17 protein-coding genes are annotated in these 21345 nt (G+C 50.6%); 4 read left to right on the top strand and 13 right to left on the bottom strand.

Annotated elements, in window-relative coordinates; all coding sequences use genetic code 11:
- Positions 1 to 14 precede the first annotated feature (14 nt).
- The 3 genes from GC102_RS22695 to GC102_RS22685 form a co-directional block, all read right to left on the bottom strand.
- Positions 15 to 896, bottom strand: a complete 882-nt coding sequence (locus GC102_RS22695) for a carbohydrate ABC transporter permease (RefSeq protein ID WP_171691514.1) — start codon at positions 894 to 896, stop codon at positions 15 to 17.
- On the bottom strand, positions 889 to 2343 hold the full coding sequence (locus GC102_RS22690) for an ABC transporter substrate-binding protein (protein ID WP_171691513.1): 1455 nt from the start codon (positions 2341 to 2343) through the stop codon (positions 889 to 891). The genes GC102_RS22695 and GC102_RS22690 overlap by 8 nt, the downstream gene beginning before the upstream one ends.
- 250 nt (positions 2344 to 2593) lie before the next feature.
- On the bottom strand, positions 2594 to 3154 hold the full coding sequence (locus GC102_RS22685) for an RNA polymerase sigma factor (protein WP_246321069.1): 561 nt from the start codon (positions 3152 to 3154) through the stop codon (positions 2594 to 2596).
- A gap of 288 nt (positions 3155 to 3442) precedes the next feature.
- Here GC102_RS22685 and GC102_RS22680 point away from each other — a divergent pair, with 288 nt between their 5' ends.
- The 3 genes from GC102_RS22680 to GC102_RS39135 all read left to right on the top strand — a co-directional run bounded on the left by GC102_RS22680 (position 3443) and on the right by GC102_RS39135 (position 5551).
- On the top strand, positions 3443 to 3865 hold the full coding sequence (locus GC102_RS22680; RefSeq protein WP_171691512.1) for a Ger(x)C family spore germination C-terminal domain-containing protein: 423 nt from the start codon (positions 3443 to 3445) through the stop codon (positions 3863 to 3865).
- The gene (locus GC102_RS22675) at positions 3865 to 4011 is read left to right on the top strand and encodes a hypothetical protein (RefSeq protein WP_171691502.1); all 147 of its coding nucleotides are present in this window, start codon (positions 3865 to 3867) and stop codon (positions 4009 to 4011) included. Before GC102_RS22680 ends, GC102_RS22675 begins: the two co-directional genes overlap by 1 nt.
- A 283-nt stretch (positions 4012 to 4294) precedes the next feature.
- Positions 4295 to 5551 (top strand): carbohydrate-binding protein, encoded by a 1257-nt coding sequence (locus GC102_RS39135; protein WP_216628133.1) that lies wholly within the window; start codon positions 4295 to 4297, stop codon positions 5549 to 5551.
- 208 nt (positions 5552 to 5759) lie between these two features.
- Here the strand turns inward: GC102_RS39135 and GC102_RS22660 are convergent, their stop codons facing one another.
- From GC102_RS22660 to GC102_RS22640, 5 genes are all read right to left on the bottom strand, one after another.
- Positions 5760 to 6011: an aspartyl-phosphate phosphatase Spo0E family protein gene (locus tag GC102_RS22660; RefSeq protein WP_171691511.1), complete on the bottom strand. Its 252-nt coding sequence runs from the start codon at positions 6009 to 6011 to the stop codon at positions 5760 to 5762.
- A 243-nt stretch (positions 6012 to 6254) separates the two neighbouring features.
- Positions 6255 to 11561, bottom strand: a complete 5307-nt coding sequence (locus GC102_RS40120) for an S-layer homology domain-containing protein (RefSeq protein WP_171691510.1) — start codon at positions 11559 to 11561, stop codon at positions 6255 to 6257.
- Positions 11562 to 11634: 73 nt separating this feature from the next.
- A complete protein-coding gene (locus GC102_RS22650; protein WP_171691509.1) occupies positions 11635 to 13182 on the bottom strand; it encodes an extracellular solute-binding protein in 1548 nt (515 codons plus the stop codon).
- A 73-nt stretch (positions 13183 to 13255) separates the two neighbouring features.
- The gene (locus tag GC102_RS22645; RefSeq protein ID WP_246321068.1) at positions 13256 to 14116 is read right to left on the bottom strand and encodes a carbohydrate ABC transporter permease; all 861 of its coding nucleotides are present in this window, start codon (positions 14114 to 14116) and stop codon (positions 13256 to 13258) included.
- Positions 14117 to 14135: 19 nt separating this feature from the next.
- Positions 14136 to 15041 (bottom strand): ABC transporter permease, encoded by a 906-nt coding sequence (locus GC102_RS22640; RefSeq protein ID WP_171691508.1) that lies wholly within the window; start codon positions 15039 to 15041, stop codon positions 14136 to 14138.
- 210 nt (positions 15042 to 15251) lie between these two features.
- Here GC102_RS22640 and GC102_RS22635 point away from each other — a divergent pair, with 210 nt between their 5' ends.
- Positions 15252 to 17480 (top strand): helix-turn-helix transcriptional regulator, encoded by a 2229-nt coding sequence (locus GC102_RS22635; RefSeq protein WP_171691507.1) that lies wholly within the window; start codon positions 15252 to 15254, stop codon positions 17478 to 17480.
- Between the two features lie 137 nt (positions 17481 to 17617).
- Here the strand turns inward: GC102_RS22635 and GC102_RS22630 are convergent, their stop codons facing one another.
- The 5 genes from GC102_RS22630 to GC102_RS39130 all read right to left on the bottom strand — a co-directional run.
- Entirely contained in the window at positions 17618 to 18583 is a 966-nt protein-coding gene (locus GC102_RS22630; RefSeq protein WP_171691506.1) for a GNAT family N-acetyltransferase, read from the bottom strand.
- A 992-nt stretch (positions 18584 to 19575) separates the two neighbouring features.
- Positions 19576 to 19713, bottom strand: coding sequence for a hypothetical protein (locus GC102_RS22625; protein ID WP_171691505.1), 138 nt, complete (start codon positions 19711 to 19713; stop codon positions 19576 to 19578).
- 221 nt (positions 19714 to 19934) lie between these two features.
- A complete protein-coding gene (locus GC102_RS22620) occupies positions 19935 to 20267 on the bottom strand; it encodes a hypothetical protein (protein ID WP_171691504.1) in 333 nt (110 codons plus the stop codon).
- A 219-nt stretch (positions 20268 to 20486) separates the two neighbouring features.
- Positions 20487 to 21194, bottom strand: coding sequence for a DsbA family oxidoreductase (locus tag GC102_RS22615; protein ID WP_171691503.1), 708 nt, complete (start codon positions 21192 to 21194; stop codon positions 20487 to 20489).
- Positions 21142 to 21345: hypothetical protein (locus tag GC102_RS39130; protein WP_216628132.1), on the bottom strand; the 204-nt coding region annotated here is incomplete at its 5' end. The genes GC102_RS39130 and GC102_RS22615, both read right to left, overlap by 53 nt.

Raw genomic sequence — 21345 nt, 5'->3', positions numbered from 1 at the left:
TCCTCTCCTCCCGGTTACTCCATATTTTTCTGAAATCTTCGTTCGAACGACAACAGGACAGATACTAACATCACCATACAGCCGACCATGAGCACAGCGGCAGCCGTTAATTTCTGGATATCGAGCGAGAAAAACATGTTGTTCATATAATGCTGCATCATATAGATGCGGTCATACGGATATGGACCCGCAAGCAAGTAAGTTTCCCGGAACACCTTGAACGAATTGACGATCGAAATCAGGATGACGAAGATCATCGTAGGCGTTAAGTAAACAAGCGTAATGCCGGTAAACCGGCGAACGCCGCTCGCACCTTCGATGAACGCCGTTTCGTAATAGCTGCGCGGGATCGTCTGAAGTCCCGCGAGGAAGAGAATCATGTTGTATCCGACATTTTTCCATATATAGATCATGGCCACGATGATCATCGATCCATCCGAATTCAGCCAATCGATGCGCGGCAGATGGATATGGTGCAGCGAAGCGTTCAAGACGCCGTTCCAATCGATGAAAATTTGTGAGATCATCACGATCGATGCGACGGGGACCACAAGAGGCAAGACAATAGCCGTCTGCATCGCGTTCCGCAGCCAAATTCGCTGATTGAGCAAGAGCGCCAGGTTCAGTGACAGCACGATCAAAAGCGGAACGCTGACCCCAGTGAAGAGCAGCGTATTGCCGGCCGCTTTGCGAAAGGAACTGCTGAACAGCAGTTCCTTATAGTTGCTCACCCCGACGAACGTTCCGTCGGACACCCGATCGGTGAACGAATAGTAGATGCTCATGGCAAACGGAATCGCAAAGAACAGGGAAAACCCCAACAAACTGGGCGCCAGAAAAGGGATTGCCGTGATCTCGTCTTTGAGCAGCCAGGACAAGAAACGACGTTTATTCATTGAGGTAGGTCGTTGCTTTGTTCTGGAAGATTTTCGCCACGGCTTGGGCGGATTTCTGCCCGCTGAAAAAGGCCGGTGATTCTTTAAACAAACTCACCCCTATATCAATCTGTGCGATTGGTTTGTTGGCTTGCAAAAGAATCGATTCCAATTCCTGCAGATTCTCTTTCGTCACCCGAATCGTGCCATTGTTCGTAACCGTAGGTACCTCGCCCGCCTTCAGCAACTTTTTTGTTTTCACTTCATAAACAGTTCTGGAGATCGGAAACGTCCCATTGTACCCTTGACCTTCATAAGTAAGATCCTTTGGTCCCCAACTCGAAGCAGCGCTCGCTTCTCCCGACATCAGAAATTTGAGAAAGTCCCACGCTTCCGGTTGTAAGGAAGATTTCGAGTTGATGGCGATATTTGTAAGCGGCGAGAAGTATCCTCCGGATTGCTGGCCTTCTGCCTTTGGTTTTTCATAAAACTTGGGTTTATTTCCCCCATTCTCTTTCATATTCGCTGTATATAGAAAATAATGATAAGGGGTCAGTAGCTCTGTTTCTGTAAAATAAGCTTTGCTCTCACTTAAATTGGAGACATACGAAACAACCTTTTCGGCTTCCATCGTCTTGATCTGCTCCAGCATTTGAATGAAGAAATCGGAATCGAAATGGGCCTTGCGGTTTACACGATCCATAAGCAGAGGGTAGCTGGTACTAACCATATCGAACAACAAAACTTGTGGCGCTTTTGTAACAAGCGCGTACTGGTTGCCCCCTAACCTGGATAGCGCCTTTCCTGTGTCGATGAATTGATTCCAGGTCCAGGTTTTGTCGTCGAATTTCACGCCCGACTTCTCCAATGCCTCCTGATCTCCCATCCATGCGGACAAGGAGAATGATAACGGCACGGTATACAAACCGCCGTCGCTTTCTTTCAAGTTGTCCAATATGTTCTGGAAATATTGCTCTTTATGGAATGCAGGGTCGCCGCTCATCATCCGGCCCACATCCGCAAGCAAACCTTTACCGACATATTTGCTTGAGGGCAAGTTGTCCATCACGATCATGTCGGGACCTTTGCCGTTCAGAAAATCCGCAATCAAGGTTGATTGAAATTTCTCCTGCTTAACTCCGGAAACATCCTCACTCCCATTGTTAATGGTGTATCTCAAATCGATCTTGGTATTCGGGTGCTTTTTCTCGTACGCTTTCTTCGCATCCTGAATGTAGGGATCGTTTTTAAACGTGGTAAAAACAATGGTGCTCTGTTTGTTAGGATCCGGTGCAGGCATTGCGGTCGATTGTTCCGGCTTTGCAGGAGCATTCGTTTGCGTTCCTTGTAAGTTCTGTGCTCCGGTTCCGCTGCTCGCCCCCTCACTGTTGTTGCCGCTGCATCCGGCCATCACAACGATAAGTAGGCAGCTTATCAGGATAATCGTCATTCTTCTCATTTTCCCCATCGTGATTTTTTCCTCCCTTGGTATATCTGATTTGTACTCTTTCGAGTATAGAGGGTACATGTCAATACGAGCCGTCTAACTTGTAAACAAAATGTCTCAGCTAGCAGAACTTTTGAGCGATTGCATAAGAGCCAAAATATCCGGAATTAAAACATAAAAGGTGTATCACTTCTTGTTTTCTTTATGATTGCAATGCCTGAGAGTTATCCAGTGCCGACTGGTTCGTATGTTCCTTGGACGTATTGAATTCTCAAACGGAGCCATAATTGCTTATCACTTTCATTTTCGCAAGTTTCTGGCGGGCACGGAACAACCGTGATTTCACGGCTACCTCGGTGACACCGAGCACGTCGGCCATTTCTTTCATCGAAAGTTGATGATGAGCGAACAGGATGATGGCTTCCCGATATTTCGCCGGCAGCTTGAAGACCATGGCCCACATGTCATTCAAGGCCCATTTTTCCAGCGCTTCCTGTTCGACCGATCTCTCCCCGCCCCGCTCCTCCAGCCAGTCGAACAGCGTGACCTTCCGTAAGAAAGTTGAACGCTGAAAATCGATAGTCGTGTTGCGTGTGATGGTGAACAGCCAGGTCTTAAAGGAGGCCCCCCTCCGTAACGAATCGAGATGGAGGTACACCTTGATGAACACTTCTTGGGTGATGTCGTCCGCAATGTCCCTTTTGCGGGTTATGCTGAAGACGTAATTCCAAACTTCCTTGCCGTAGGCGTTCATCAAATCCTCCAGCAGCGTTTTCGGCTCTTCGGTCTCGACCCTGTATTTCAAGCAATCAAAATTCGTCTTGGAGTTCAAAATCTTGCACCTCGATCTTCTTCCATCGTCTTTATCTGCTCCAGCATGTGAACGAAGAAATCAAAATCGTAATGGGCTTTGCGGTTTACACGATCCACGAGCAGAGGGTAGCGTGTCTGTCCTGAACATATCGGACAACTAAATTTTTTGGATCGTATATTTCATCCCTTGATATGTCTCTTTCGAGTATAGAGGACACATGTCAATAAGCGCCGTCTAACTTGTAAACAAAATGTCTCAATATCTTTTCAATGTTGCCCGGATTTACATATGTCCAGGGAGGGGATCTTGAAACCAAAGTGGACGGGCATCTTGTCAGTTTCTCCTTTGACAACGAGCAAAGCAAATTCAGCGCAATCATTGCCGGAAATGAGCTCCACAAGCTGGTCATTTCCATTAAGGCGGAGGGCAGCATTAACAAATCCTCGCATCAGCTCGATCTTCTCCGATTCGAAGAACGTGGATCTTATTGAAAAAGAGGTTGAGAAGCGGATTGGGCAGGTCAGCCTGAACACCGTCAGCGTCTTGCAGAAGAAGTATAAAAAAGCTGTCATCGGCTTAGGTGAGTATTTGAACAACAATCACTACAGGCTTTGGCAAAGCATGCAAGACGACTGGAACGACGGCGACCACCTGTTCTCGAGCGTGGATATTGAAATGCATGCCCAGGTTGCAATTCGCCGAATCGGAGATATTAATAGAAGCGAGTGATGCGCGCCATGCTTCATGCTTTTGTACAACTGCTGCCGTCTTGGAAAGTGTTTCTGTGCACGGTGCTTGCTTTTGTCATCCCCTACTCCGTCAATAAGATCAATGAAATCCTGCACAAATACGGCGATCCGCCGTGGAAAAAATAAGCGAAACCGGCAAGAATCTTAAAAGATGCTAAGCTCGTTTCGTGCCCTCGCCATGAAAACGGCTGCCTTTCCAAATATCGGATGCTAGTGGGCGTACGGCTCCATAGATACAATAGAAATAAGCAAACACCAAGACCCAGCGGCCTTCCGTTTTCTTGGTGTTTTTGCTTAGCGTAGAAGAAAGGAGGAGAAAGCATCGACTTGCAGGTCAAGAAAGTGAATGTCAATGAGAACGGCTCGCAGGAATTGCCCATTGGACACAATAACGACTAGGAGGAATGTTATGAAAGCCAAAGTTTTTCTGCTCGCGCTTGTCCTGTTTATTCTGATGGGGTCCGTCAATGCGATGGCGGCGCCGAAGTACAATACGTTTGAGCGGCCTGCAAGAGGAAGCGCTTACACACTGACACAATGGGGCACTGACGGCTGGAGTGCGCCGTGGGATCTCGGGATGAGCACAAGAACGTGGATAGACGGCTACAACTTCAATCACTCAGGGGGCCAGTCGCTTCGCGTCTTTTATCCCGCTGGGCAAATCGATCCTCAAAACTCCGGTGCGCAAGCTCCTTTTGCCCTGACGCCGGGGCAGGAATATTACTTATCGTACTGGGTTCGATTCAGCAGCGATTTCAGTTGGGGGACGACCGATCATGCAGGCAAATTAGGGCTGGGCCTCGCCGGCGGCGGCTATTGCTCAGGCGGTGATGTATGCACGGGCTATAACGGCTTCAGCTCCCGGATGATCTGGCGCGCAGGCGGCCAAGCCGCGATCTACTATTATCACATGGGCAGCGCCGACAACCCCGGCAATTACGGCTCTTATGCCGTGTTGAAAAACAACGGAAACGACATTTATTATCCGAGAGGTACCTGGATCAATATCGTGCAGCGTCTGAAGGTGAATACAGTAACTGCCGGAAATGCGAATCCTGACGGCGAAATTCAAATTTGGTACAACGGCGTCTCCGCCGCCAACATTACCGGCTTACGCTTCGTTCGCAACAGCGATTTGGTCGACACAGCCTACTTCTCTTCCTTCTTCGGCGGCAACACTTCCTCCTTCGCGCCACAGAACGACTCCTACATCTGGTATGACGATCTTAAAGTGTCCACCAACAAGAGTGACATCTGCGAATTGAGCCCCGGCGGCTGCTTCACCAGCACCTTCCAGGCGGAGAGCTATAATGCTATGAGCGGCGTCATGACCGAGCCGACACTGGATACCGGCGGCGGGCAAAACGTCGGCGGCATCGACAACCAGGACTGGATCGCCTTCACCAATGTCAACATTCCATCCTCCGGTCGATATTTAGTCGAGTATCGGATCGCGACACCGAATAATGGCGGCAAGCTTTCGCTCGATTTGAATGGCGGCGCCACGGTCTTGGGAGAAATCAACATTCCGAATACCGGCAGCTTCTCCACTTATCGAACCGTCTCTCATGAGGTGCAGATTTCCGCAGGCACCTATCAGTTCGGCCTTTACGCACCCATTGGCGGGTTCGATATTAACTGGTGGAAAATAACGAAGATCTACTAGCGGCTGTCGCTAGGCGGCATGTCGCAACGCACGAGAATCACGGGAAGTGTTGCGTCGCCGACATATGTCGGCGGCGCTCAAAGTATGCGGTCGATGGGCCGGCTCTTAGGAGCCGGCTTTAGGTGGTTGAGTACCGATGGTGTGCGTTTCCTTCCAAACCTTCCTCTTCTTTCTCTCCGTCGCCGTCGCTTCGTCTTCGCGTTTCGTCCTAAACCATCGCCCTACCGTCGCCTTCGTTCTTCCACTTTCGCACTCCTCCCTTGGATCTACCCATCGCCTCCTTCTCTCTCTTCGCCTTCCCCTCACTCTTCAACCTCTCAAAGCGATTCAATAAATCGTCGAGCTCTTTTGACTTCCTCAACACGATTGTAGATTCCAAACCATACGCCAATACCGCAAGGGTCATTTCCTCTCGTATTGCTTCTATAGCCTTTCGGATCTCTGAATCATTGTTTTCCATATACATGTTCCCCCTGCTTATGAATTAAAAAATAACAACTATTTCCACCGCTCATCATCAGCTAGGATTCCTGAAGAGCGAATGGTTTTCCACCATTGGCGGAAAGCTTTCTACCCATCGCCTCCTTCTCTCTCTTCGCACTCCTCCCCTTGTATAGAGCAAGCGGATTTCTTCCCCCGCCTGCAACCAAAAAGAAGGTACAGCGCCCCGGCTGCGAGGCTTGCTGTACCTTCTTGCTTACGCTTACTGCTTTTGCCGCAGCAAGCGGTTAATCACCACAACCGCTTCGGCGCGCGTCGCCGTCTTGCCTGGGGCAAAGCGTTCCCCCTCATAGCCCTGCATGAGGCCTTTCTCTTGCACTACGGCTGCGCTTGCAAGCGCCCACGCCGGAATGTCGGCGTTGTCCGCGAAACTCGGCTGCGCCCCATCCTTCGCCGAAGCGCCCAGCGCGCCGGCCAGCATCACGGCCAGCTGCGCTCTCGTCAGCTCTGTGTCCGGGCGGAAGCTGCCGTCTTCGTAGCCGCTCACCAGCTTGAGCTGGGCGGCAAGTGCAATCGCCGGCTGCGCCCACGGGCCGATGCCGGCCTGATCCGTGTAGGCCGTCGGCTGCGCCGGCGACACACCCGGATGCAGCGCATTCATCAGCATCACGATGAACTCCGCACGGGAGACCGTCTGGTTCGGCTTAAAGCTGCCGTCCTCGTAACCGTGTACGATGCCGGCTTTCACCGCTGCCTGAATATCCGCCGCTGCCCAGTAATTGGTAATGTCGGACAACACTGGCTGCTCTGCCTTCGCTTCTACGTTCAGCACAGCAAATTTCGTCAAATGGTTGGACGTAACCTCAATGGTATCGCCATGAACCGTGCCGCCCATTTCCACCCAGACTTTTTTTGCTTCATCGTAATAGTGAACGGAAGGCATTTGCCCCTTCTTCACTTTGGAAGGGTCGAACGTAAACACCAGCTTGATCGGAACAGTAAACTGCCCGGCTTGATCTTTCGTAATTTCAAAAATCGGGCTTACCGCCTCAGCCCCGCCTTGTAGCAGCCTCTCCACGACTGCAGGGTTGGACAGTTTTTCAACGACATACTTCGTCGCTTGCGCCATAGCGCCGGCAGGAATCTGTACAACGATTTCCTTCGTCAATGTGAGCTGACCGCTTTCGCCCGCTGTCACCTGCTTCTCTGTATGACCCGCGTTAGTCTGTTGGGCAGACGGCGAGGTCGTACCTGGATCCGTCGTGCCAGGATCCGTTGAACCGCCAGGGGTGGTCGGATTTGTCGGCCCAATTGGCCCTACCGGATCAGTTGGATCAGTTGGATCAGTTGGATCTGTTCCCTTGCTCACGCTCACCATCACAAAGCCGTTATCCGTCGTAAACGACACTTCCGTGCCATTGAGCAGCACTTTCGTCACCGCCGGCGCATAAGCAACTGCTGTCAAGCTGTCGACGTCCGTCAGTCCTGCCGTCAAATTGAGCTCCCCGGCGTTCAGGCTCGACGTTACCGCAACACCGTCAGATGCGTATTGTTTGCCGTCGACGAAGTAGTACTGCAGCACGCCGGCAGCTTCCGCCCCGCTGTTATAATAGAACAGCTGCTTGCGGCCATCCTTCAGCTTCACTTCCACGTGGGAAGCGTCGGTTTTGCGCACGCTCTCGATCTGGCTTGTGCCGCTGTACGGCTCCAGCAAGCTGACGAACTGCGCGCTCTGGCCGTAGACGCGATTCACCACAGTCGGCGTAAACACGCTGGTGTCGTTGCCCGGCCCTGGCGCTTCGCCGACGATCATGGTGGAAGCAGCCTCCGGCGAGCTCGTCAAGCTGAACAGCTTGAGCCCGTTGCCGCTTGCCGTCTTCCAGGCGCCTTCCCAACTGCCGGTCAAGCTGACCGACTTGCCATTGCGGAAGGACGGATACGCATCCTTCGTACTTAACGGCTCGGAGAGCGGCTCCATCGCCGTTTTCGGCGTAAAATCGCCCATCCCGTGCAAAATCCAATCATAATTATGCTTGATTGCCGAATCGAGTAAGAACAGATCGATGACATAATCCTTCGTCACCGCAACTGTCCGCTCGTAGCGATCGAGCCCCTCGTACGCTTTTTTCGCAGAGTTGGTCATTATACCAAGCGGCCCCGCTTGCAGGAACAGCTTCGTCGGCTCATATACTTCCACATTGTTCACCATCGGTATGGCCTGCGTGTCGCCGTCCACCGCTACGGTGTTGTGGGAGAACGTCTTTTTATAATACGTAGTGTACATTGAATTGCTGTAAGGCGGAATGCCGAGATCCGGCGCCAGCCGCTCGCCTTTACCGAAAATCTCCAGATGCAGCAAGTCCGGGTGCCCGTGATAGCCGCCATGCAGACCGTAATCAATAAGCGTATACAATTGGTCATCGCCTGTACCGGCTCTAAGAACCGAATGACCGAGACCTGTGAAATTATTGCTCACCGAGGTCAGCGTACCGCCCGCAGGAATGACCGATTTGCCGTAGAAAACCGCCTGTTCCCCGGCAATGCCCGAACTTGTATTGCCAGGGACGACGAAACCACCGCGTACCCGTCCCTTATCGTTATACAGCTTGTTGAGCAGCGCCCCATACGTCGGGTCGTTATACTCTGCATAGACGCCTTCGTAATCCATCGGCACAACTCGCCCCGGCGCCGCCAAGCTGGTCGGATACTTGCCGGAATCATTGCTGTTGATGATGCCGAGATCCGGGAACGCGTACTGCAAGGTCACATCGAACGTCTTTTTAAAATTCGGATTTGTAAACAAATCATAGCCCATATTCTTCAACGCCTGCGCGTGGAAAAGGAGTGCCGACTGCGCATAGAAGTGGTAGCCGATGGCCCCTTCGTACCAGAACCCGTCGGACAATACGCTGTTTGCCATCTGGAAGTTGAACCCGCTTCGGCCCGAGACAGAGAAGTCCATCAGAGTCCGGTCTTCCAAAGCGGCGCCAATCGCGCCAATGGCGGCATTATGCCAAGTTTGCCAATTGGATTTACCGACATCGTATCCTTGCAGAGTCTTTGCGGAAGGAGCGAATAAATTCTGCTCGACATTGTACTTCTCCGCTGCGCTGAACAGACCGCTCGGCTCCAGCAAATCGTATGCCTGCACAAGCTCGATCATCTGCACCGCTTCGTCCAGCGATTGATAGTACAGCCTGCCGTTCAGCGCCTGCAAGGAATAACTTGGGTACAGCTCCGCATAGTGAACGAGCATGTCTTTCGCTTTTACGGCATAGCGCGTATCTCCGCTCAGCGCATACGTAATGGCGAGATTGCGAATCGCCTCGATGTTGACCGTATGGGCGGTAAACCGCCACGCAGCATCTACCGCATCGCCCTTCACCCACGTATTGTCCTTCGGGCACAGATGCTCGAACGGCTTGTCGTAGTCAAATACAAGCGGTGTATCTCCGCACACGTAGAGCGTGCTTTCGCCTGCCGGCTTCGACGGGTAGTACACCGTTTTGTCCAGCCAGCTGTCCGCCTTCATTTTAAGCGCAGCCAGATAATCCTGCGCCCAGTCTAAGCTTGCGATCTTCGCCTTAGCTTCATCCAACTGTGTCTTCGACGCCATGATATACGGATGCTGCTTAGCGGCCACCCTTGGCGCGCCAACTTTCAGCCCTAACTCCATCGTCACGGCTTTGCCGCCCTGCAGCGGTGTGACCGTATAACTCGCTTTCAGCGTATCCCCGACCTGCGCCGTCGCCGGTACCTGCACTTCAACATCGACGTCCGTCTCCGCACCTTTCGCGACAACCGGCGTCGTGGAAGCAACGTTCACAGTATAGCCTGCACCAAACGCCGTTTTAGGCGAGATGCCGTACGCCGTCGAGACCTCGCTGATATTTTTCAGCGAGAATGTATAGTGCACCGTGCTGCCCGGCAATGCGCTTTTATCGATTTGCTTGATGGAAGGCTCCACCGCATTTTTGGCCAGTGCAAAGTTGTCAAAGATTAGCTCATCCGTCGGATCCGGTACCGGGTCGGAATCATACCAGTGCGGATGGATAATGATCTGGTGGAAGTTGTCGAGGTTTGCCAGCCCCGTGGAATTCAGCATTTTATTGAACGGAATCTCAATTTTCTTCCAGCCGACCCAATCTACGTAGAAGGAGGACATGAAGTAATCGAAGCCGGGATCCGGAATATTGCACTCTAGGATAAAATAAATCTTTTTCCCCGACGCCTTGCCCGAATACAGCCAGAATTCGATCTGATCGTTCTGCTTCCATGGCGCCGTAATGCCCGTAATATTAATTGCCGTCGTAGGATCTGTCCAACGCCCCGCCTTTGAACCAAGCACAGCCGGAACGGTCACCGGCGTCGTATTCGTCCAACCCGCGAATGTTTCCGTATCGCCAATCGGCGTAGAACTGCTGCCGGACAGATCGATCGTATACGCATGGCTGACCTCTTCGCTGACCTTCCCGCCCTCCTCAGCCTTCGTCACAATCGTCTGCGAATGATCGACGAGAAGAGGCGTCGCGTACAGCTTATACGCGCTGTCGACACCCGCAATTTTGTAGTACACCGCTGCGCCTACCGTTTGGCTGGCCAGCGCTACCGTTTTCGCTTCCGCATAGGTGCCCGCCGGCGGGGAAGCGGTTACATTTTCCACGTAATCCCGATAGACAAACATGTACTGATACGTCGTTTCCTCGCTATCTACGTTGTTCAGCGACGACTTTGTCACCAAGGTGGTAGCCGATGTCAACGTGAGCGGCCCAGTATACAGCTGGAACGTGCTGTCTACGCCTACTCGCTTATAGTACAGCTTCGCAAGCACGGACGGCTTCGTCAGCGAAGACAAACTGACCGTTACTTTGTTGACATATTCGCCTGACGGCTTGTCGACCGTCACCGGATGCACCTCCGCATTGTTCGTCAGCCGCAGATCATCCAAATAAATCTGCAAGCCAAGATCAAGTGTCGTGCCCGCAACGCCCGCTTGGTCAAACCGGATATAATCGAGCGACCCCCATGTTTTTACCGAGGAACTGCTCTTCTGGTTTTGCACGACGCTAAGCGGCACTTCAATCTCTTTCCAACCCGTCCAGTCGAGCGGCAAGCGGTAATAGTAGTATTGGGAATCGCCTTTCATAAAAAAGCGAATCTGGATCGGCTTATCTGCCTGATCACCGGTTCTGGCCTTCACGGAATACGCCCACACTTTGAGTGTGGAGTAGCCGTTCAAATCGACGTTCGGCGCGAGCTTCGGGTAGATGAGCGCCGAACCTGCAATATCCGTCGTGCCATCATTGAAAGTGAGTAGCCACTTCTTCGAGCCTGTGCCTTCCTTCACATAATCGCCATACGTGTTTGCCACGACGGCCACGCCTGCCGTTCCGACCGTATCGCCGGTCGAATTCGTCGCCGAATCCATATTGTTCAGTTGCAGTGAAATCGGAAAAGACTGCACGGCCGCCTGAGCAATCGGCTGAGGGAAGAGCGCTAGAAGCAAGCTGACGAGCAGCAGCGAGACGAGAATGCCGGACAATTTGGTCTTCCATCGGTGAAACGTCATCACGATTCTTCCTTTCTAGAGGTAAGATAGAAGCCCCGCTATTCCAACGGGGCTTTGAGATAGATGAAATTACCTATTTTTTCACAGCGGCTTGCGCACGATCGTACGCTTTTTTGTAAATGTTCACGATTTCCTCATAGCCCAGCTTCTTCTGCTCATCGATAAATTTATCCCACTCGCTGAAGCTGCGTGTGCCCATGATGAATTTCGAGAAATTCTCATCGCGGTTATTGTTCAGGGCATCGCCTTTCGTGCTAAGCACTTGTTGCTCATCCAGCGTGAACGCCAGCGAGACGTTCTTGTTGCCGTCATATTTCGGCGCTTCTTTGTACGCGCTTTGCAACTCTGGCGAGGACACCGAGATGTGCGCGTTGAAGTCAAACCACGCGTATGTTCCGTCTGTGGACAGCCCCGTTTTCTTTCTCATATCGGCGATGTCGGTGTATTTGTCGATAAAGGCGTTGCCCTTAGCCGTTTCGCCTTCTTTACCCCAGGAAACAAGCTTCTTGCCTTCTTCCGAATAGAAGAAATCCATGAATTTCATGACATCTTTAATTTTCTTCGACTTCGAGGAAACCATGAAGCCTTCTTCGGTGAACGATGTATAAGCATTCTTCCTTACACCCGGCAGTCCTGCAGGCGGCGCCATGAAGTTCATCGTGAACTGCGGATTGTCTTTGCGCAGCGCACTGTTGTAGAAGTCGATGCGGCCGATGTAATCCAGCGTAATGAAAGCGCGGTTCGTGGACACGATATCTTGCCACATTTTCGTATCAAGGGTCAGGAAGTCTTTCGGAATCAGATTGTCTTTGTAGAACTTGTTAAGATAAGTCAGCATTGTTTTGTATTCGTCTTGAATCGGCGCATATTTCCATTGGTTCGACGCTTTATCGAAGTACACGCTCGCTTTGCGCTTCTCCACCTCAGCCGGCACGTTGAAACTTGCGCCAAAGTCGAACAAGTAGCGCAGGCCGTTGCGGAATGTGAGTGGGTAGCTGTCCGGATATTGGGCTTTCAGCTTCTTAAGCACGTCGTACAGCTCATCCCATGTATTCGGCGTTTGCAGGCCGAGCTTCTTGAAGACGTCTTCCCGGTACATCCATGTACGGCGGTTGGATTCGCCTAACCCTTCGTTCGGGAACACATACATTTTACCATCGGAGGAAAGCACGTTTTGCGCTTCTGTCGGGTATTTCGCCATCCACGCCTTCAAGTTCGGCATGTCGTTAACGTAGTCCAGAATATTAACAAGCGCGCCCTGTTGACCGAATTTATCGGCAATCGCTTTCGTCTGCGTCCACATCAAGTCCGGCATATCGCCGGAAGCGACCGTCATGCTAAGCGCATCTTCCAGCAAGTTGCCTGGAGGCAGCTGAACGTCGAGCTTCACGCCGGTTTTCTCTTTAATGTACGACCACACTTTCCAGTTCGCATCGTACGGCCAGCTGGGATTGCTGTAATCGAGGAATTTGAACGTCATTTCTTTCGGTGCGGATGATGCTGAAGCTGATGCTGTTGGCGCCCCGGAGGACTTGACATCGCTTGTTTCTTTGGAACACGCGCTTACGATCAGGCTCATGCTCACCATGGCTGCTAACATCACGGCTGACTTTTTCTTCATACTTGCCCCACTCTCCCTAATTGTCTTAAATTCGCTTGCTTCTTGCCCTTTTCCTTGCTTCCCCAACTTTATGTTAACCTTTGATCGACCCGATTAACGCACCCTTGGCAAAATACTTTTGCAGGAACGGATAGACCAGCAGGATGGGAACGGTGGTAATAATGATGGCTGCATATTTAATCGCTTCATCGATAATCAGCGTATCGCCGCCGATGTTGCCGGCACCCGTGCCTTGTCCTTGCAGCACCATGTTGCGTACGATGACCTGAAGCGGGAATAAGTCGGCATCCCGTAAATACAGGAGCGCGGAGAAGAAGTTGTTCCAGATCGCAACGCCGTAGAACAACCCAATCGTAGCGAGAATCGCCTTAGACAGCGGAAGCACCAGCCGGAAGAAAATGCCGATGTCCGTCAGCCCATCCATTTTGCCTGACTCCTCCACTTCCTGCGGTATGCCCGAGAAGAAGGTGCGCATAACAATCAGGTTCCACGAGGACACCGCCGTCGGCAGAATCATGGCCCAGATCGTATCAATGAGATGGTAGCTGCGCACAACGAGGAACGTCGGAATCATGCCCCCGCTGAAGAACAGCGTAATGATAATCATGATCATAAAGCCTTTCTGGAACAGCAAATGCTTCTTGGAAAGCGCATAAGCGCCAGCCCCCGTCACCACCAGGGAAAGGATTGTGCCAAGCACGGTATACAGAATCGTGTTCACATAGGCGCGTCCGATTTCCGGTTTCTCGAACACCGACGCATACGTGGCTAGATTAAACTCCTTGGGCCACAGCCACACCTGTCCTTTCAAAACCGGAACGACACCGCTGAACGACACCGCTATCATATAAATGAACGGATAAAGTGCGGAAAGTACCACACCGAGCAAAGTCATATACAGAACAACGTCAAAAAGTCCAAATTTAGGTTTCAAAGCAAAGCCTCCTCCCTGTCTACCACAAGCTCGTCTCGCTCGTCTTTCGGCTAATCCAGTTTGCCGTTAAAATAAAGATCAAATTAATCACGCTCGTAAACAAGTCGATTGTCGTGCCGTAGCTGAAATTCATAGACTGAATCCCGGTACGGTACACGTAAGTCGAGAGCACGTCGGCGGTTGCGTAGATGGACGGATTCTGCATCAGCAGCACCTTCTCGAAACCAATATCCAGCACATGTCCAATGTTCAAAATAAAGAGAATAATGATCGCCGGCATAATGCCCGGCAGCGTAATGTGCAGCAACTGGTGCTTGCGGCTGGCCCCGTCGACGCGTGCGGCTTCATAGAGCTGCGGGTCGATGGCACTCAGCGCCGCCAAATAAATGATCGTTTCCCAACCGACATGCTGCCAAATTTCCGAAAGAATGTAGATCGCACGGAAATAGTGTTCATTTTGCATAAAATTTATGGCATCGTGTCCGAACAGCTTGATCACCTTGTTGATGACCCCGTTCGTCGGAGAGAGGAAAAGGAACATCATGCTCACGACCACGACGTTCGAGATAAAATGCGGCAAATAAGAAATCGTTTGCACGAACCGCTTGAGCACCGCCTGACGAACTTCATTTAAGAGAAGCGCCAGTATGATCGGTGCTGGGAAACCGAAAACCACTTTGTACAGCCCGAGCAGCACGGTGTTTTTTAACAATTTGAGAAAATCAGGACTATGAAAGAACAACGAGTAGTATTTGAAACCTACCCAATCGCTCGCCCACACACCTTTGAATGTGTTGTAGTCCTTAAATGAAATTAAAATCCCGAACATTGGCACGTATTTAAACATCACGTAATAAATAAGCGCCGGCAAAAACAAGATTAATAGATACTTGCTGTTATTCCATCTTGTTTGGAATCGCGTCATGCCTTGGCCTCCAGTCTAGGTGATCTAGCTATGTCCAAACTGTATCGGAGACAGGCCGCCCTCACAATTAGGCATACTTTGGATCATTCACTTTTTTCCGTATGTCCTAAGAATGGATAAGTTTTTAAAACTCTGCGTATTGAATCGCTTAGGCTTGTCCGTGCTATACTTAATAAAAGAAGAACAAGCACCTCGGAAGGAATGACAGCGATGAAGTGGATTACACGAATTTGGACAAGAAACCAGAATCAGGTCTCTCTCTTTTACACCTTGCTCATCAGCTTCATTTCCATTATTGTGCTCCTTCTCTCCATTCACGCGTGGTCGTACTCCTTTTTCCGCAATCGCATTAAAGATGAAATTATCTTAAACAGCGCGATGAATCTGAATACGACCGTGGCGAATTACGAGAAACATATCCGGCTTATTCGCAGCTACATGGTCGGCTACCTCTTCGGAACCGATACGGAGATCCTCAAGAACGGCAACCCGCTGTCGCATTATGAAACCGTTGTCAAAGCACAGTACGAACTGCAGCACGCCCTGAACAATTCCCTTCTTTATCTGGACAATATTATCTACTACTATAAAGACAGCGGTTTTATCATTGAAAAAGACGGCACCCGGGACGCCGCCACCATGTTCGGCAAGTTCTACGTACAGCCAGCCTATAACACCGATTTCTGGAACAAGGAACTGGAAGGCACGGACAGCTTCAAAATTTACCCTTCCGCACCGTTCACTTCCGAAACGGCCTTTGAACGCAAGTCGCTCGGCACGCTCATGCCGATTCTCGTGAAAGGATCCTTTGAACACAATTTTGCCTTTATCGTGCTGATGAAGAGCCGTGCGCTTTATGATGCGTTCTACCAGCCGCAGGTGGAAAGCCATTTGATGATCCTCGACGGCAGCCAGCTTATCTTTGCCTCGGAGAGCGGGATTGAGCTGCCGCCGAGTTTGATGACGAAGAATGGGGACGGTTACGAGCGAATCGGGGGCGCCTATTACTTCTATAAAACGAGTGCCGAAACCGGACTTACGTACATCGAATCCGTGTCCGACAAAGGACTTGCTGACCAGCTTCGCCATCTCAATGCAATCATGGCCGTGCTGCTTTTCTTATCCCTGCTCATTTCGCTGGCGGTGTCCACCTTCATTGCAAAACGTTTCCACAATCCGCTCGCCAGCCTGCTGCTCTCCATCGAGAATTACAGAGTCGGTCTGCCGCTGCTGGGCAAGAGCCGGATCAGGGAATTCAATCTGCTTCATAACGATTTGCACTCCAAGAACACGATGCTACAGCAATTTGCCTACATGACCAGGCTTAAAAACATTCACGGTAAAGGCGCGCAGCTTCTGAACTCAGCCGATGTGAACAGGCCGTTTAAGCTGATTCTGTTTCAAATCGATTTCAAAGCGCAGCCCCTCGCCGAATTTGCCAACGTGCCTCATCGCGCGTTCAATACGTATCGCGAGCTGATCGACGTTCACTTTGCCAAATTGTACAGCGAGTCGCTAACGTTCCAAATGGAGAAGGATCAAATTCTATCGATTCTCTTTATTGAAAAAGAAGACGAAGACCGGCACGCCGCCGATTTCGACGCCCTGCTGCGCATCCTGGAAACCGACAGCGTCTTCTGCAATTTCACGATCGCGCCTAGCCCGATCCACGCGCACTCCTCCGATTTCGCCGAGGCGTACCAGGATGCGCTGGAGCTCATCCGGCAGCGCAAGCTTGGCGAAGACGTACAAGTCATTACCGAGTGGCAGCCGCAGCCTGCGCTCATGATTCCGGCGCCGTCCGAGGAGAGCGAGCTTATCGCCAATCTTCATGCCGGATCGGATTCGGTCACCATCCCGCTCGTGGACAAACTGCTCGACCAGCTTGCGAAAGCGGATGCGGCGGCGTGGCAGTTTCAGGATTTTGCCCAGGACGTCGTCAATAAAACGATTAAAATGATGTACGCTCAGAACATCTCCATTCAGGCGTTCTCGGATAAAGGCTCGCCTTACGATCATCTCAAGGCTTGCTACACATTGGAGCAATACAAAGCGTTCTTCCACTGGTTCCTGGCGCGTTCCGGAGAAGCCATTCAGGACAAAAAATCCGAAACCGACGTCATGACCAAGTTCGTCATGGAATACGTCGAGTCGAATTTTGGCGAAGATTTGTCGCTTGATGCCATTTCGGCGAAGCTCGGCATCACCGGGCCGTATCTTTCCTCGTATTTCAAGGAAAAAACAGGAACGAATTTCTCCGACTATATTTTTACCGTGCGGATGAATAAAGCCATGGACATGCTGCGCGACACCGACCTGAAAATCCAGGAGATCGCCTCGCTCATCGGCTACTTTACCGCCGCTTCATTCAATCGCGTGTTCAAGAAGCACACGGGCATCACGCCGAGCGAGTTCCGGCGGCTGCATAGCCGGCATTGAGGGCGGGGGACTCCTTAATCCATGCCAGTTCTGAGGAGCATGCTATGAACCACAAAAAGTCCTTCCTTCCATATACGAAGGTAAGGACTTTTCGAAGTTCAGGCGCTTGCCATCGAGCGACCGTACGCCAACTGCAGTTACTCCAGCGCCTTGGCGTACTTCGCGTAGCTTTTCCAAGTCCGGTAGCCCAGCTTGCCATAAAAATCGACAAACGGCGTCGTGTCGATCACGATGCGGCGCACGCCCCGCTCTCGCAAATAATGAATCGCGGCCTGCACGATGGAGATGCCGTATTTCAGACCCCGGCAGCTTTCGTCGATGCCGAGCGGCCCGATGCCGCCCAGTTCCTCGTCAAACAGGGGCGTCCAGTAGATATTCTGCGCGAGCAGCGGCGAGGCGCTGTCATTCATGCGGCAGAAGCCGACGATCGCGCCATCGCGCTCCAGAACGACGAGCTCGCGGCCAGTGCCCCCGCGCTCCCAGTAGTCGCGGTGCTGGTACGCCCACGCGCCGGGAAAGCAGCGCGCCATGAACGCGTGCAGCGCGTCCCGATCCGCGGGTTCGGCCACGCGGAACGTAGCGCCGGGCGCGGCTGGCAGCGAAACCGCGTCCTCGGCAGCGTACGCGAGCAGCAGGTCGTGCACGGTGTCCTGATAAGCGTAGCCCTGCCGCTCAAACCAAGCCCTCGCCTCCCCGAGCTCCTCGGGAACGCCCGGAAAGATCCGGCTGTGCAAGTCATTGCCCAGCTGAATGCGCGTCGCGCCGACCTCCCGCAGCGCAGCTTCGGCGCGCAGCAGCAGCGCGCGCCCGACGCCCCGCCCTCGGTGCGCGCTGTCTACCAGCAGGGCCTGGAGCCAGCCCAGGCCTTGCGGTATGCCGGCACGAACGGCGTCTGCGCGCGCTATCTTCGCGATCACGAAGCCGATGACACGGTTCGTCCCAGGCTCCAGCGCCACCCAAGACCCTTCGCGCAGCCAGTTGCGGTCTTGGGCAATATTCTGCCTGAGCAGCCTAAGCCTCATCGGAAAGGCTTCCCCAAGCTCCCGGTTCCAAAGCGTACTGATCTCTCCCAAATGCACTTCGTTCATGCGTTCAACGTTCATGATGCTCCTCCTCCAAGATCAGTTGCGGCATGTTGGATACCTTTGTTTTACTATAGAGCATCCTGAAGCGGAGACGTATAAGCAAATCTTTCGAAAGTTGGCGAATAATAAGAAACGGTGTGGAGAACCATCTGCACAGCAAGGAAGAGCTAGAAATTTCCTGACTGTCGCGGTGAAATTAAACAAGATTTGGTATTAATTTAAAGAGAAGCCAATGGTTCTCTTTCTGATTTCACTTAATTCCTTACGATAAATAATAGAAACCGTCACTTTTAAAATTGTAGATTAATTATATGGAGGTATAGCACTGGGGAATCATCGTAGGTAATGCTTAACATCATACAACTGCTCGAGCTGATCCTGAATACATCTCATGCTGACTTGCTTACGTACATCGTAATAGTCTGATCTGATCCGTAGTACAGATTACCTTCGTTGGTGTTTTTTGCAATAACTGCAAAAAGCTATTTAAATACGTTCTGAACATCTTGTACTACCACAAACTTGTTCTCCTTAATAAACTGCTACAACTATTTTTAGACCACAATCCCATGTTTTCTTTCGACTATTCCTAAAAATTTTATTGCCCTGCGCCTCGCACCGCGCCAGCAATCCTTCCAGCGCAGGCAGCCGGGCATCGACACTGTCCAATCTCTCGTGCAGCTCTGCACTTGAATACGGCACCCGAATTGAACGTATCCGAGCGCTTCGTCGCGCCGGCACGCAACGCTCGCGTCTAAACCAAGCCAGGATGAGGTGATACGGAACGTTTTGGCCTCCACGCCGAGATTGGGCACTCAGACCTGATAAACGGCCGCTTCTCCAGATTGCACTTCCGCCGGGCCTTCCGTCCAGACGGTCCCCGATCCCAGTTAGAGGATATTGCTCTCTAATATCGACGACAGTATCTGACCAGCTTAATACCAATAGATAGAGACACTCTTCTTTGGAAAGAGTATAGTGTACTCTACCTGTCTTCCATCCGAATTACCTTATAAGGTAACCCTCTGAGGAGCTTTGTTGTCACTTGCTTGAATGAAAGGCTTATAATCCTCCTTTCCATATCCATGACCTCTACCGTCCTTTAGTCTATTCATCTGCGTTTTGTATATGGCAGTACCTCTACTCATCAATCATCCCCCTAAAATAAAATACCCGTTCACCCAATGGAGTGAACGCAGCTGTTAATTAAGGACATATGTCCTTTACATCTTGGTACAATTCAATCTCCCGTAAAATATCATTTTCTATATATTGGTATCGATTACTCTCGTAAAAAGAAAATAGTTGAGGATTACTGGCAATACAGTCTAAGCGTATCACCTTCTTATTCCTAAAGCTTATACCCGAATCACACCAATTCAAAAGAGCAGATCCCAGCCCCGAATTTTTTACTTCCCCACAGCTGATAATCCCAAGCACTAGGTTGGCGTTTCAGTATGACGACTCCTACGATTTCATTGTAATGCTCGCTTACAAACACTTCTTCTTTTTGGATTGAACCTACAGTATTGTGAGAATCATGTCCTTTCAATAGCTCGTCCCACTGAAAACCTTTACTTTGCAGCCATTTGGCTGTATCTAGTAGAAGGGACATTATTTCATCTGCTTCTTCTTTCTTTGCAACACTAACAGTGTAATTACCTTCTATATTTGGGTTTATTATAGTAAAGCCGGTTTTCATAATTGGAAGGCACTCCTTAGTGCAATATTATGTCAGCAGACGAGTCGAAATGATTATGGTCTCTTATAGACTCCTATACAACTAATGAGCTCAAGCACGAAAGAATGCTTGAGCTCCATTAGAGCAGGTAAATGTGGCTTATTTTAAGAATTTCTTGTGAGCAGCCAGCTTTTAAGACATATTCATGGATCGGACAACGTTTAACGTTGGCAAACTAAATTACACATTGCAAACCCCGTCGGTGCAGCTATTATCACCTTTTGATTCGCCCTTTAACTCCAGTTCTTGAAATTTCTTTTCTTCATCCCAGATCGAGTTCAGAGCATTTAAAAAATCTTCCTCAGACTGAGCACCTGAAATTAAGAATTTGTTATTAAACACGAAGGTAGGCGCACTTGAAATATTCAACTTTCTAGCCTCGGCGATGTCTGCTTTGACCGAATCTTTATACGCATCAGATTCAAGCATTTCCGCTAAGTCCTGTTCATTAAGCCCCGCCTCACTGCCCAAGGAAACAAGTACATTGTGGTCGGCGATATTCATGCGTTGCGAAAGGTAAGCGCGAATAAGACGTTCTGTTAGCTCAGCTCCCTTGCCCACTTTGGCTGCAAAATGAACCAAACGATGACCATCAAACGTATTTGCAATAATAACTTGATCATAATTGACATCGAGTCCAGCTTCTTTTTTAATCATATTAGCTACTTGTGCTTGCTTGGCCTTCAATTGCTCGACAGTCATTCCCTTTTCCTGGGCAAGTTGCTGGGTACTAATCGTTCTGTTTTCTGCATTAGGATCAAGTTGGAAGCTTCGATATACAACTTCTACTTTATCCCCCATCGTAAACTTGCCAAGAGCATTCTCAAGTTTTCTTTTACCAATCACACAAAAGGGACATCCAAAATCCGACCAAACTTCTATTCTCATCGTCAATTCCCCCAATCAACAAAACTTTAATATAGACAATGTATAACTTGCGCGAAAGGTTAAGAATATCCATATTGCTACCTTTTTTCATCACATAGACTCGGCAAGTGATCTCCGATTTTTCCGAAATGAATACGTAACCCGCCTTGCC

This window comes from Paenibacillus germinis (genome assembly GCF_013141785.1).
Taxonomy (GTDB): domain Bacteria; phylum Bacillota; class Bacilli; order Paenibacillales; family NBRC-103111; genus Paenibacillus_E; species Paenibacillus_E phytorum.
Note: the sequence above shows the minus strand (reverse complement) of the source record. Positions and strands in the feature narration are given on the sequence as shown.